The sequence below is a fragment of the Amorphus coralli DSM 19760 genome (assembly GCF_000374525.1).
Taxonomy (GTDB): domain Bacteria; phylum Pseudomonadota; class Alphaproteobacteria; order Rhizobiales; family Amorphaceae; genus Amorphus; species Amorphus coralli.
Genome location: NZ_KB894570.1, coordinates 411,253 through 425,089 on the forward strand (window position 1 = coordinate 411,253; position 13,837 = coordinate 425,089).

Annotated in this window: 11 protein-coding genes and 1 tRNA gene; 4 read left to right on the plus strand and 8 right to left on the minus strand. The window is 67.5% G+C overall.

The features are described 5' to 3' along the window. Nucleotides 1–95: 95 nt before the first annotated feature. On the plus strand, nt 96–944 hold the full coding sequence (locus tag C507_RS0101845) for a cysteine hydrolase family protein (protein ID WP_026318760.1): 849 nt from the start codon (nt 96–98) through the stop codon (nt 942–944). A gap of 122 nt (nt 945–1,066) precedes the next feature. Beyond that, nucleotides 1,067–1,558: a YHS domain-containing (seleno)protein gene (locus C507_RS0101850; protein ID WP_018697949.1), complete on the plus strand. Its 492-nt coding sequence runs from the start codon at nt 1,067–1,069 to the stop codon at nt 1,556–1,558. A 116-nt stretch (nt 1,559–1,674) separates the two neighbouring features. Here the strand turns inward: C507_RS0101850 and C507_RS0101855 are convergent, their stop codons facing one another. The 7 genes from C507_RS0101855 to C507_RS0101885 all read right to left on the minus strand — a co-directional run bounded on the left by C507_RS0101855 (nt 1,675) and on the right by C507_RS0101885 (nt 8,592). Next, the gene (locus C507_RS0101855) at nt 1,675–2,484 is read right to left on the minus strand and encodes an MBL fold metallo-hydrolase (protein WP_018697950.1); all 810 of its coding nucleotides are present in this window, start codon (nt 2,482–2,484) and stop codon (nt 1,675–1,677) included. Then, entirely contained in the window at nt 2,481–3,275 is a 795-nt protein-coding gene (locus tag C507_RS0101860) for a TatD family hydrolase (RefSeq protein ID WP_018697951.1), read from the minus strand. The genes C507_RS0101855 and C507_RS0101860 overlap by 4 nt, the downstream gene beginning before the upstream one ends. Before the next feature lie 9 nt (nt 3,276–3,284). After that, complete coding sequence (gene metG / locus C507_RS0101865; RefSeq protein WP_018697952.1) at nt 3,285–4,844, minus strand: methionine--tRNA ligase; 1,560 nt, start codon at nt 4,842–4,844, stop codon at nt 3,285–3,287. A gap of 33 nt (nt 4,845–4,877) precedes the next feature. Then, the gene (locus tag C507_RS0101870) at nt 4,878–6,014 is read right to left on the minus strand and encodes a DNA polymerase III subunit delta' (RefSeq protein WP_210162071.1); all 1,137 of its coding nucleotides are present in this window, start codon (nt 6,012–6,014) and stop codon (nt 4,878–4,880) included. Continuing rightward, nucleotides 5,983–6,651 (minus strand): dTMP kinase, encoded by a 669-nt coding sequence (gene tmk, locus C507_RS0101875; protein WP_040400529.1) that lies wholly within the window; start codon nt 6,649–6,651, stop codon nt 5,983–5,985. The genes C507_RS0101870 and tmk overlap by 32 nt, the downstream gene beginning before the upstream one ends. Before the next feature lie 89 nt (nt 6,652–6,740). Next, nucleotides 6,741–7,901 (minus strand): septal ring lytic transglycosylase RlpA family protein, encoded by a 1,161-nt coding sequence (locus C507_RS23540; protein WP_281167828.1) that lies wholly within the window; start codon nt 7,899–7,901, stop codon nt 6,741–6,743. 289 nt (nt 7,902–8,190) lie between these two features. After that, complete coding sequence (locus C507_RS0101885; RefSeq protein WP_018697956.1) at nt 8,191–8,592, minus strand: hypothetical protein; 402 nt, start codon at nt 8,590–8,592, stop codon at nt 8,191–8,193. 144 nt (nt 8,593–8,736) lie between these two features. On the opposite strand from C507_RS0101885, the gene C507_RS0101890 reads away from it, so the two are divergent. Next, nucleotides 8,737–8,826, plus strand: a tRNA-Ser gene (locus tag C507_RS0101890). 144 nt (nt 8,827–8,970) lie between these two features. Here the strand turns inward: C507_RS0101890 and C507_RS20090 are convergent. Then, on the minus strand, nt 8,971–10,689 hold the full coding sequence (locus C507_RS20090; RefSeq protein ID WP_156829120.1) for a tetratricopeptide repeat protein: 1,719 nt from the start codon (nt 10,687–10,689) through the stop codon (nt 8,971–8,973). A 375-nt stretch (nt 10,690–11,064) separates the two neighbouring features. On the opposite strand from C507_RS20090, the gene C507_RS0101900 reads away from it, so the two are divergent. Further along, nucleotides 11,065–13,806 carry a hypothetical protein gene (locus C507_RS0101900; protein ID WP_018697958.1) on the plus strand — a complete coding sequence of 914 codons (2,742 nt, stop codon included), beginning with the start codon at nt 11,065–11,067 and terminating at the stop codon, nt 13,804–13,806. Nucleotides 13,807–13,837 lie beyond the last annotated feature (31 nt).

The following is a 13,837-nucleotide window of genomic DNA, read 5'->3' on the forward strand; positions in this document are numbered from 1 at the left end:
CACCGCTGTTCGTCGCGATGCGGCGGGCAAACCATCCCCCATGCGTGGATCCGGGCCTGCGCCGGCCACGCGCCTTTCCAGACAGGAGACACGACATGACGTGCAGACACAGCCCCCCATCCCATGATCCGGCCGCTCCCATCGATCGGCGGACTTTCCTGACTGCAAGCGGCGCCGGTGTGGCCTCGGGCGCGGCGCTCGTCGCCGGCGGGCTCGCCTCGGAGGCGCGGGCCTCCGACAATCCGACCTATGCCGAACCGGCCAAACCCGGGTTGCCGCCGTCCACGATGGCGCTGACGAAGGGACGGGCGGCCCTTCTGGTGGTCGACCCGCAGATCGACTTCCTCAGCCCGGACGGCGTGACCTGGGGCGTCGTCGGCCAGAGCGTCACCGAGCACAACGTGGTCGACAATCTCGGGCGCCTGTTTCGCGCAGCCAAGGCCGCCGACATGCCGGTGGTGATCTCGCCGCACTACTACTATCCGCACGACCACCGCTGGGAGTTCGAGGGCGCGCTGGAGAAGACCATGCATTCGATCGGCATGTTCGACCGCCCCGGCCCGCTCGACGTGTCCGGACTGGAAGGCTCCGGCGCCGATTTCATGCCCCAGTACAAGGACTTCATCTTCGACGGACAGACCATCATCGCCTCGCCGCACAAGGTCTACGGGCCCGAGCAGAACGACGCGGCGCTGCAACTGCGCAAGCTGCGTGTCGACCAGATCGTGCTGGCCGGCATGTCCGCCAATCTCTGCGTGGAAAGCCACCTGCGCTCTTTCCTGGAGAACGGCTTCGAGGTGGCCGTGGTGCGGGATGCGACGGCCGGAGCGAAGGTGCCGGAAGGCGACGGCTACCTCGCCGCCCTCATCAACTTCCGCATGATCGCCAACGCCGTGTGGAGCACGGACGAGGCCGTCGAGCGGATCGACCGCCTGGCCGGCTAGGCCCGGCCCCTCACCCCCTCTCCTTTCCTGACGACCCTGTTCGACGCCCGGGCCAACGGCACGGGCGATCAGCCCCGGCGTGTCCAGCGCCATCCCCGACTGCCAACAAAGAGGACAGACCCATGAAGACCATCACCACCATTCTTGCCGCCGCCGCTCTCGCCGCAACGCTTTCGGCCGGTCCGGCCATGGCCGCCGACGAGTACAATGTCTCGACGGGCACAACGGTCGAGGGACACGGCGTCGCCATGCGCGGCACCGACGTCGTCGCCCTTTCCACGGACCTCGCCATCGAGCCGGGACACGCCCGCTTCACCCACGTCCACGATGGCGTCGCCTACTACTTCGCGTCGTCCGAAACGATGGACGCCTTCGCAGCCGATCCGGAGCGCTACATGCCCCAGTATGGCGGCTTCTGCGCGCTCGGCGTGGCGCTCGGCAAGAAGCTCGACGGCAGCCCGCGCTTCGCCGACATCGTCGACGGCAAGCTCTACGTGTTCCTGAACGCGGCGGTCTTCGAGAGCTACAGCAAGGACAAGGCCGGCATCCTGGCGAAGGCCGCCGACACGTGGCCGTCGATCCATCACCTCACCGTGGCGGACGCCAACCGCTGACCGCGATCAGCGCGGGCGGTTGCCCGGCCTCCGTCCCATCAGACGCCAGCCGCGGGTTCCGACCCGCGGCTTTTCCCGTTCGGCCCGGCACGAGGCGGAAGCCGAGACGGCTCCCCTCACCCTTCGGCGGGCACGTCGAACCGCAGACCATCGTAGGCCACTTCGATGTCGTGCGGGGTCCGGGCGCTCAGCTCGTCGAAGTCGAGGTCGAGGTGCAGGTTGGTGAGGATGGAGCGGCGCGGTTTCAGATGGTCGATCCAGCCGAGCGCATCGTCCACAGAGAAGTGGCTCGGATGCGGTGTGTAGCGCAGCGCGTCGACGATCCAGACATCCAGATCCCGGAGATGGTCGAGGCTGGCCTGCGGCAGGTCGCTCACGTCGCTGGAATAGGCCACGGAGCCGATGCGGAAGCCCAGCGAAACGATGTCGCCGTGTTGCTGCAGGAACGGTACGAAGCGGATCGGCCCGCCGGCGCCGGTGATGGTGACGGGAACGCCCGGCAGGAGCCGGTGCTCGTTGAGAATCGGCGGATAGCCCGAACCCTCTGGCGTGGTGAAGCAATAGTCGAACGCCTTGTGGGCGCGCGCCGCGGTCGACTGATCGAGATAGACGTCGATGCGCTTGCGCTCCTTGATCGCAAGGCCGCGCAGGTCGTCGATGCCGTGGATGTGGTCGGCATGGGCGTGGGTGTAGAAGACCGCGTCGAGGCGCGGCACGCCTGCATCGTTGAGTTGTTCGCGCAGGTCCGGACCGGTGTCGACGACGACCGTGGTGACGCCGGCATCCGTGCGCCGTTCCACCAGCAGCGCGCACCGTCGCCGGCGGTTCTTCGGGTTGTCCGGATTGCAGGCACCCCAGTCGCCGCCGATGCGCGGCACGCCGCCGGACGACCCGCAGCCGAGGATGGTGAAGGTCAGGCTGGTCATGCGGCCTCGGACGGACGCTCGACCTTGGAGAAGAGCCGGAAGAAGTTGTCGGTGGTCTGCCGGGCGATCTCCTCGGCGGTAACGCCACGCGCGTCCGCCAGCACCTTCGCGGTCTCCACCACGTAGGACGGCTCGTTGGTCTTGCCCCGGTACGGCACCGGCGCGAGATAGGGCGCGTCGGTCTCCACCAGCAGCCGGTCGGCTGGCACGTCGCGCGCGATGTCGCGCAGCGCCTCGGCCGACTTGAAGGTCAGGATGCCGGAAAACGAAACATGGAGACCCAGCTCGACGCCGCGCATGGCGAGCGCCCGCCCCGACGAGAAGCAGTGCAGGATCGCCGGGAAAGGCCCCTCCTCCGCATGCGCGGTCGACAGGATCTCGGCCACGTCCTCGTCGGCGCTGCGGGCATGGATGACCAGCGGCAGCCCGGTTTCGCGGGCGGCGCGGATGTGGCGGCGGAAGCCCTCCGCCTGCGCCTCGCGCGGCGCGTAGTCATAGTGGTAGTCGAGACCCGCCTCGCCGATGGCAACGACCTTCGGGTGCCGGGCGAGCTCCACCAGGTCGGCCGTGGTGATGTCGGTCTCCTCGCCCGCATTGTGCGGGTGCGTCCCGACGGAGCAGTAGACCTCCGGGTAGGTCTCGGCGACGGCGCGGACCTGGTCGAACTTCCGGACGCGGGTGCAGATGGTGACCATCAAACGGACCCCGGCGGCGCGGGCGCGCGCGATCACGGCGTCGCGCTCGGCCTCGAAGTCCGGGAAGTCGAGATGGCAGTGGCTGTCGATAAGCATGGCAGGCCATCAGTCCTGGCTGGTTTCGGGCTCCACGAAGCGCGGGAACACCGGCGCGGGCGCCGGCAGCACGGAGGCCGGCGCGAGACGTCCCGCGGCACCCAGCTGAGCAAAATCCCGCGCGTCCTCGGCAAGGCCCAGGATGGACAGAAGCCGATCGGCAGCGGCCGGCGTGACCGGCTGCATCAGGATGGCGACCTCGCGGATGACCTCGGCCGTTACGTAGAGGACGGTCTGCATGCGCTCGGGATCGCTCTTGCGGAGCGCCCACGGCTCCTGGCCGGCGAAGTAGCGATTGGCGTCGGCCACCACCTGGAAGATGGCGGCGAGCGCGGTGTGCAGCGCCTGGGTCTGGAGCGCCGTGCGGCAGGCCTCCAGCAGCCCGTCGGCGGCTGCGAGGATCTCCTGGTCGGCCTCGGTGAAGGCGCCGGGCGTGGGCACCCTGCCCTCGCAGTGCTTGGCGATCATCGACAGCGAGCGCTGCGCCAGGTTGCCGAGGTCGTTGGCAAGATCGGCGTTGATGCGGTTGACGATGGCGTCGTGCGAGTAGTTGCCGTCTTGGCCGAACGGCACCTCGCGCAGGAAGAAGTAGCGCAGCTGGTCGACGCCGTAGGTTTCCGCGAGCGCGAACGGGTCGATGACGTTGCCCACCGACTTCGACATCTTCTCCCCGCGGTTGAACAGGAAGCCGTGGGCGAACACGCGCTTGGGCAGCGGCAGGCCCGCCGACATCAGGAAGGCCGGCCAGTAGACCGTGTGGAAGCGGACGATGTCCTTGCCGATGACGTGCAGGTCGGCGGGCCAGAAGCGCTTGTAGGAGGCGCTGTCGGTGTCGGGATAGCCGACGCCGGTCAGGTAGTTGGTGAGCGCGTCGACCCAGACATACATGACGTGGCGATCATCGCCCGGCACCGGGATGCCCCAGTCGAACGTGGTGCGCGAGATCGACAGGTCCTTGAGGCCGCCCTCGACGAAGCGCAGCACTTCGTTGCGCCGCTCGTCCGGACCGATGAATGCCGGGTTGTCACCGTAATGGGCGAGCAGCCGCTCCTGATAGGCCGACAGGCGGAAGAAGTAGCTCTCCTCCTCCACCCATTCCACCGGCGTGCCCTGCGGGCCGCGACGCACGCCGTCCTCGCCGACAACCGTCTCGGCCTCCTGGTAGTAGGCCTCGTCGCGGACGGAGTACCAGCCGGAATAGGCATCCTTGTAGATGTCGCCGGCTTCGGCCATCCGCTCCCAGATCGCCTGGCTCGCCCTGGCGTGGCGCGCCTCGGTGGTGCGGATGAAATCGTCGTTGGAGCAGTTGAGCGCGGCGGCCATGGCGGCGAAGCGCGGCGCCTGGCGATCGGCGAATTCGCGCGCCGTGACGCCCTCGCGCGCCGCGGTCTGCTGCATCTTCTGGCCGTGCTCGTCGGTGCCGGTCAGGAAATAGACGTCGTGGCCATCGAGCCGCCGGAACCGGGCGAGCGCGTCGGTGGCGATCACCTCGTAGGCGTGGCCGATGTGCGGCGCGCCGTTCGGGTAGGAGATGGCGGTGGTGATGTAGTACGCGGGACGGTCTGTCATGGCACCCGGCAGACGCGGGATCGGCCCAGCCGATCAGGACGCGCGCGCCCGAGCCGTCCGGTCGATCTCCGCGATATCTTGAAAGAGGTTGAGCACAACCTGCTTGCGGTCGAGATTGAGCGCATCGGCAAGGCCGATCGCATGGCCGGTCTTTTCCCACACCTCGGCCCACCCGGCAAGCACCGCGGGCGGCGCGCCGGCGGCCGCTTCCGCCCTCACCTTCTCCGACAGCCAGTCCAGCACCAGGTCGACGAAAAGGTCGTAGGATTCGCCCGCTCCGCTGCCGCTGATGCGGTCCGCGAGGCGGTGCACGGCCGGCACGTCGAGTTTAGGCAGGGTGGCCAGGATGTCCGCCACCGCCTTGTGAAGCCCGACCCCGCCGGCCTCCAGCATGGTCAGCGCGCGGCGAATGCTGCCGTGCGCGATGTCGGCGGCGGCGTTCAGCGCTTCGCCGTCGTGTTCGGCGTCGGCGCCAAGCGCCGTGAGGGCCGCGCGGACATCGCCCGGAGGCAGCGGCCGGACATCGAGACGACGGCAGCGCGAGCGGATGGTGGGCAGGAGCTTGCCCGGCACGTTGCACACCACCAGGAACAGCGCCTGGCTCGGCGGCTCCTCCAGCGCCTTCAACAGCGCGTTGGCGGCATTCGTGTTCAGGTCGTCGGCCGGATCGACGATGACGGTGCGGTAGCCGCCGTGGGCCGAGGTCGAACCGAAATAGGGAACCAGCCGACGCACCTCGTCGACGGTGATCTCGGTACGGTAGCGCTTCGCCTTCTCGTCATAGGGCCGGCGCAGATGCAGAAGACCGGGGTGCGCCCCGATGGTCACCTGGCGGGCCACCGAATGGTCGGCGGGCACCGCCAGATCGCGCGCCTCGCGGACCGCGTCCGCAGACGGATCCGGGTTGGCGAGCACGAAGCGGGCGAAGCGGAAGGCGAGTGTTGCCTTGCCGATGCCGGCCGGCCCCGTGAGCAGGATGGCGTGATGCAGCCGCCCGCTCCGGTAGGCCTCCAGAAGTTCTGCCTCCGCCTGGGCGTGACCGCAAAGGGCGATCTGCTCACGCGGGACGGGCCACGCGCCGATCTGGTCGGGATCCGGAGGGGCTTCCTGGACGGCCGCGGCGCGCACCATGGCGGCGTCAGACCTCGCGAGCCGGGCAGAGGCGCTCAACGACGGTTCGCCAGACGCGATCGGCGATCTCCGGCGACGCGCCGTTCGCGTCAATCAGGACGCAGCGATCGGGATCCGACTTGGCGAGTGCCCGGAAGGCCCGGCGGCGCGCCGCGTCGGCATCGAACCCCTCCCCTTCGAACCGGTCGGCGGCCGCGTCACCGCGGCGGCGCGCGGCCCGGGCACGGCCGATCTCGGGGTCGAGGTCGAGCACGATGGTGAGGTCCGGGCGCACACCGTCCAGCGAAATGCGCTCCATGGCCGACAGGAGCGGCATCTCCACGCCCGCGAGCCCCTGGTAGACCCGGGTGGAATCGGCAAAACGGTCGCTCACCACCCAGGTGCCCCGCGACAACGCCGGACGGATGGTGCGGTCGACATGATCGATGCGGGCGGCGGAGAACAGAACGGCCTCGGTATCGGGACCGAAGTCTTTCGCAGCACCGGACAGAAGCAGCGAGCGGATCATCTCGCCACCGCTGGTCCCCCCGGGCTCGCGCGTGCGCAGGACCGGAAGGCCGAGCTCGAGAAGCCGGTGGACGAGCGAGCGGATCTGGGTGGTCTTGCCGGTCCCCTCGCCGCCCTCGAACGTGATGAAGCGGCCGCGCAGCCCGCGACCGCGGGGAGACGGGACCATGGGGGACGCGCCGGAGGAAGGCCGATTGCCGGTCTGTGCGCCGTGCTCGGGCGACGGCGACGGATCGGCTTCCACGGTCGGCGCCTGGCTCATTCGATCGGGGCCAGGCCGCTCTTGCCGGCGGAGGCGGCGATGGCGTTGGCATCAAGGCCGGAGGACGTGCCGACGCTGGAATAGGCCGCCAGAATACGCGACGCGATCGGGTCGGCATCGGCCGGATCGGCGGAGGCCACGACCATCGGGGCCGGCTCGGACGCCGGCTGCTGGGCGGCCAGCTCGACCGTTTCGGCCACGGCGTCCTGCGGCTGGGCCGGTGCCGGCTGCACGTAGGTGGGCTCCGGCTCGGGCTGGCTCACGGGTGCGGGTGTCGGTTCGGGCGCGGAGGCGGCGACGCCGGGAAGGGTTTCGGTCGATCGCGTGGTCCGTGCGGCCGGCGCGGGCGTGGTCTTTGCACTGGCAAGCGCTGGCGGCGCGGCGTGAAGCGGTACGGCCCGCTGCTTGCGCGGCTGGGATTCGTTGTAGGCGAGCAGCGCGCTGGTCGGCGAATCCGGTGTCAGGACTTCGCGACGCGGCGCGACGCGCTGGGAGCGGTTGGGCGTCTGCTTGTCCTTGTTGCGGGAGGCCAGGAAGATCGAGCGCTCGGGCGCCTTCTTCTCCTTTGCGCCGGACGGAGCGCCCGGACCCTTGTAGCTCGCCAGCAGGAAGTCCTCGTCCTGACCGTCGATCCGCGCCGGACCCACATAGGCGACCTTCACCTTGGCGATGCCGTCGTTGTGGAAGTCGAGGATCTCGGCGGTGCGCCGCGACAGGTCGATGACGCGGTTGCCGTGGAAAGGCCCGCGGTCGTTGACGCGCACCACGATGGAGCGGCCGTTCTTGAGGTTGGTCACCCGCGCATAGGACGGCAGCGGCATGGTGGTGTGGGCGGCGGTGATGCTGCCGGAATCGAAGATCTCGCCGTTGGCGGTCTGGCGTCCATGGAAGGCGGCGCCATACCAGGACGCCTTGCCTACGGCCTCGTAGTCAGGGTCTTCCTTCGGCGTGTACCACTTGCCGGCGACCTTGTAGGGCTTGCCGACCACGGCACGTCCGCCGCCCTTCGGGACGGCCTTGCCGGACCCGATCAGGCGCGGGCTGGGCGCGACCCCGTATTTCGGGTCCACCTTGGCGGTTTCGCTGGTGTTGCAGGCGGCGAGCACGGCACAGCCGATAACGACCGCACCGACTTTGAGGAGGAGAGTCGATCCCAACGGAACCTTCCGCTTCATTTCGAGGAAAGCGTCATCCCCATCGCTCAACTGTCCGATCGGACGCGGTGACGCCATGCCGATTGCCCCTGCCCCAAGTGCCGCCGACCGGTCCACCCGGACCGGGCGAACCCAACGGCGCATCAAACGTGACTGTGAGTTCATCCGTTCTAGGGAGAATAGGGCGTCATTGTGACATATGCCAAAGCTCGGCGCAGCCAGGGATAAGAAGATCCTAACGCCGCCGGTCGCATCGCGCACACAATGCCAACGAAACGAGGGCGTCAGGCCGCTAGTTTCCGACGCGAGCCCTTCCGGACAGCCCGTCGTCGCGGGTCCAGTACAGGCGTGCACCCTCCCCGTCGGCCAGCGTGAAGCAGAACGTCTTGCCGTCATACCAGCTGGTCCACTGCTGGCAGAGTTCGTTGCCATCAATCCACCATTTGCCGGAGTCGGTCGGGCGCATGTAGCGGCCGAGGCCGAGCGCCTTGCCGGAGCCGTCGACCGTGCCGTTGGCCTTGTAGTAAAGCGGAAACTCGCCCCCGAACGGCGTGGAGAGATAGACGCGCTTGCCGGCGACGGTGTCGCGGATCTGCGAGCCGGAGAGCTGGCTCCCCTCGGCGAGGACGGTGGCCGGGCCGGCGGCGGCCAGACAGGCGGCGAGCGCGGCGGACAGTGCGCGGCGGACGGTCATTCGGATGATCCTTCTAAATGGCCCCTTGCGGCTCCTACGCACGGAGGCCAGGCCCGGATCGCTCCGGGAGCAGGAGGTTTTTGCCCGCCGATCTTGCCGAGCCGTCTTGCCGGAGGGGCCCACGGACCGCTAACAAGCGGTTCCGGAGGAGTGGCCGAGTGGTTGAAGGCACCGGTCTTGAAAACCGGCAGGCGGGCAACCGTCTCGTGGGTTCGAATCCCACCTCCTCCGCCACATCCAGATACAGACTTCCGTCCAAGGCCCCCAATTGGGGCCTTTTCTTTTTCATTTCAGAAGCGCGACCGGTGATCGACTCAGCCGCCCACGGGTGGCGCCCAAGCCTTCGGCAGATTCGTCGCGAGCGGATGTAGATTACCGTTAGCGGCAAATCTCCGGCTGGGATCGGAGCGGCAGGATCCGAGCGGCCACAACGTCGCGCGAACCGGCGCGCCCGTCCGGGGCGATCCGGTGCACCGCGTCAAGGATCGCCGCCACGAGGTCGGGGTGGATCTGACGCAGAAGCAGGTCCTCCCGCAGACGGGGAAGGATCCCGGGCGCCAACCGATCGAAGCGCTCGAGGCCCGCGCGCGCCTCTTGCAGGCGACCGAGCCGGCTCAGAGCGACTGCGGAAGCGAGATGGACCTGGGCGATCCCGGGCGCGTCGATCGCGCGCGTGGCCTCCAGCGCCGCCTCGTAGCGGCCTTCGGCGAAGTGATAGAAGAAGAACCCCATGCGATACTGCCCGGTCTGCAACGGGTTGCGCGCGTAGGCGGCTTCCAGCATGGGGATGGCGCAATCCCAGTTCATCCGCATCGCCTGCCGGAAGCCGAGTTCCGCGAGGAGTTCCGGATCGTTCGGATTGAGGGATCGCGCTATCTGGAGGCTCGTCAGGCTCTGCTCCACCAGTCCCGAGAACCACTCGGCGATGGCCTTGGCGTGGTGCGCGCGGCTCGAATTGGGGGCGAGTTGAACCGCCTTGCGCGCAAGATCCAGCGCGTGTTCGAGCGGGGTGTCGGTGGTGTCCGAGACGTCGTAGCCATAGCGGGCCGCGTTCGAATACACCATGGACAGGCACGCGAGCGCGAGGGCGAAATTGGGGTCCTCGGCAACGGTGATCTCGAGATCGCGGCGCAGCGGCTGGAAGAGCTGCGGATCGAGCGAGCGCCAGTAATCCTGGAATTCGAGGAGCTTCTGGTAGCCGGCGAAACTGGAGGGTTCCTCGCCGATGGCATCCCGTGCCTGACTGTCGAGGATTCCGTCGCGCAGAGCGAGCGTCGTCGCCACCTCGCCCGCGATCTCGGCGCACAGGCTCCTGATCGAACCGACCTCGGGCACGATACGCTCGACATTCTGCGTCCAGACAAACCTGCTGTCTTCATTGCGCCGCAGGAACAGATCGACGTGGATCGTGTCTTCCTGGACGTTGACCGTCCCGCTCAGCCGGTAGTCGACCGCGACGCCATTCGGCGCGCCCGCGCTCCTGCCGAGCGCCTCGCTGGTGTCGAAACCGTAGACGAAGACCTCGTTGAAGCGGGTAAGCGCGGCGATAACGCATCGCGTCATCATCCGCGCCAAGGTCGGATACATCCCTTGGTCGCCTTCCGGCTCCAACGGCTCGACGAGGACCCTGGGCCCAAGATCGTGGAGCCGCCGGTGAGGTGTTTCAACTGGCTCGCCAGGCGGGCAAGGATTGCGGTCGGGGGCGAAAAATTCCGGAACGTAGGTCCCTTTGGGGATGGAGATCTGGACCTGGCCGTCTCGCGCGCTCAGAAGGTAGTAGCGCTCGATGGCGCGCCGAAGCCGGCCCGCCTCGATCCGCACGATCGAGTCCTTCTGGGGATCGAAGGCCTCGTCGCGCCCGAACACCTCCGTCGCGATGTTGTAGGCCTTGATGCGGTCGCGACGCCCCTCGAGCGTTTCCTCGACGACATATTTCAGAAATCGCTTGTTACGCTCGGAAATCTCGAAGGCCGGGGACGAGAGGATCCGCGAAAGTTCCTCGCGGACTTCCGTCTCTAGTGCTTCGGATGCGTCCGGTCGGATCATGTGCGTCCCTCCCCCCAGAGGATTGGCGTCTGATCTCTTGAGCCGATCCATTTACGGTAACGTACTGCGGCCCGGTCGGGCAACTAACGTATACGCCGTGCTTGCGCTCCGAGGCGGGCGGGCAATGTGCGAGGATCCGGCCCATGCCGATCAAGGTCCTGCGCAGGGCCGAGAATTGGCCGGACGCGCCCGAGGCCGGAGATCGACGATTGCCGGTGCATGTCCCGCGAACCGGAAGCCGAGTTCCGCCCCCATCGATGCCCCCATCGAGGCCCCCCGGCGGCGCTTGGCGCGCGGACCGGCCAAACGCCAGGGCCTGACGGTAACGGTAACCTACACCAACGCGATGGAACCGGATCGGGGCAGCCCTGTACCGTCGTCCTCGCAGCGATCGCTCGCGTGGTTCCAATTACCGGGAAAAGGTTCATGGGCAACCAGACAAAAGCAGCGCACCACACCGAGGGCGTGCGGCATGATCACTTTTTCTCCTTTCCCGGGGCACGCGCCGACCGCTGGAGGGGGCTCCATGCGTCGGCACGCGACTGGGCACGAGGCCACGGCGACGCCGCCCGCGTCCGCGCCCTGCTAGACGATCTCTCCGCCTACGAGACATTCTTCGCCTACCCGGGCCGCGCCGCCCTGATGGCGCTCCGCCAGCGCATCGAAGGCAACCAGGCGCAAGAGGCGGCATCGCTCGCACAGCGCATCTCGGAAGCGATCCTGACGCGCTCCTACAAGGACGACCCGGGCGATTGGCAGGCGGCCGAAGCGGTCGCGGAGACGCCGCTCGAGCTCAGAACGGCGACACTTTCCCGCGGTCAGGCGCACCGCCCCTATTTCGAGATGCTGATCGTCGCTCCGGGTGCGGAGACGCGGAGCGAGTCCCTCATCAGCGAGATGCGCGGCCTCCGCCGCCCGGAAGACGAATTCATCTACGAGGCCGTGCCCGTCGCGAGCTTCGAGGACGCGATCTGCGCCGTCATCCTCAACCCGGCCATTGCCGCGGTGACGCTCTACGAGGGCTTCTTCCACGAGACCGCGAGCGCGGTGCCGGTGCTGCGCGACTTCCTCGCCTCGGCGGGTCTCGACGCCGCCCATATCGCGGGCGACGACCTGCCCTTGTCGCTGGCAAATGCCCTGAAGCACATCCGGCCGGAGCTCGACCTGTACCTGCTGTCGGACCGCCGCGTGGAGCACATCGCGGGCGACCCGCGCGCCGCCAACGTCCGCCGGGTTCTCTACTCGGTCGAGGAAATGCTTGAGCTGCATCTCTGCGTGCTCGAAGGGGTCGCGGACCGGTTCCGCACGCCCTTCTTCGACAACCTCAAGAAGTACGCGATGCGCCCGATCAGCACGTTTCACGCGCTGCCCATTGCCCGCGGCAAGTCGGTGTTCAAGTCCGACTGGATCCGCGACATGGGCGAGTTCTACGGGCTGAATATCTTCCTTGCGGAGTCTTCCGCCACGACCGGCGGCCTCGACAGTCTCCTCGAGCCCACCGGCAACATCAAGGAAGCGCAGGAGATGGCCGCGCGCGCCTTCGGCGCCGACCATGTGTTCTTCGTGACGAACGGCACGTCGACCTCGAACAAGATGGTCCACCAGGCGCTGGTGGCACCGGGCGATATCGTGCTTCTCGACCGCAACTGCCACAAGTCGCATCATTACGGGCTCGTGCTTGCAGGCGGTCAGCCGCTGTACATCGAGGCGTTCCCGATGACGGAATACTCGATGTATGGCGCGGTGCCGCTCGCTTCGGTCAAGAAGGCGCTGCTAGACCTCAAGGCCGAGGGACGGCTCGACCGCGCGAAGATGGTCGACCTGACCAACTGCACCTTCGACGGCCACATCTACAACACCCGCCGCATGATGGAGGAATGCCTCGCCATCAAGCCCGATCTCATCTTCCTGTGGGACGAGGCGTGGTTTGGCTTCGCCCGCTGGTCGCCCTTCCTGCGTCCGCGCACGGCGATGGGGGCGGCCGAGGCCATCGAGAAGTGGATGGTCGATCCGGCGTCGGTCGAGGCCTACGAGGCGCAACAGAAGGAGCTGGGCAAGACCCCCTCGGCGGCCACGCTGCTGGAAACCCGACTCGTTCCCGATCCGCGCCAGATTCGGCTTCGCGTCTACCAGACCAACTCCACCCACAAGTCGATGTCGGCGCTCCGGCAGGGCTCGATGCTGCTGGTGAAGGACGTCGATTTCGGCGAGGTCGAGGCGCAGTTCCACGAGGCGGTATTTACCCACGCCTCCACCAGCCCCAACCAGCAGCTGATCGCCAGTCTCGACGTGGCGCGCCGCCAGATGGAGCTGGAAGGCTACGGGCTTGTGGCCAATGCCATCGAGATCGCGCTCGACATCCGCAAGGAGGTCAACGCGCACCCCGTCATCTCGAAATATTTCCGCGTTCTCGGCGCCGCCGAGATGATCCCGGCCGAGTACCGCCAGAGCGGCTTCACCGACTTCCTGGCGCCCGGGGTCGACTGGGAGGACCAGGTCCGCTCCATGCACGAGGACGAGTTCTGCCTCGATCCAACACGAATGACGCTGGTCTGCGGCACCGCCGGCTTCGACGGCACCCAGTTCAAGAAGCTGATGGCCGACGAATATGACATCCAGTTCAACAAGACGTCGCGCAACTCGGTCCTGCTGCAATCCAACATCAACAACACCCGCAGCGACGTCGCCAACCTGATTCGCGTCCTATTGGAGATCTGCAACGAGATCGAGCGCGGTCTCGCCAAGGGCGGCAAGAACGGGCACGCGGCCTTCGAGGCGCGCGTCAAGTCGCTGATGGAGGACGTGCCCGACCTGCCGAACTTCTCGAGTTTCCACGACGCCTTTCGCTGGGACGCCGGCAAGAAGACGCCCGAGGGCGACATGCGCTCGGCCTTCTACAGCGCCTACTATGCCGATGGGTGCGAGTACCTGCCGCTCGACAGTCCTGACGTGGACAAGCGGCTGAAGAGCGGGCCGGAGATGATCTCGGCCAACTTCGTGATCCCCTATCCGCCCGGCTTCCCGATCATGGTGCCCGGCCAAGTCATCACGAAGGAGACCATCGACTTCATGCGCAAGCTCGACGTGAAGGAGATCCACGGCTTCGAGCGGGCGAAGGGGCTCAAGCTCATTCGCCCGGACCATGCCAAGGACCACGTTCGCAAATGACGTCTAGGGCCTGAAAGGCAGGGGGGCATCC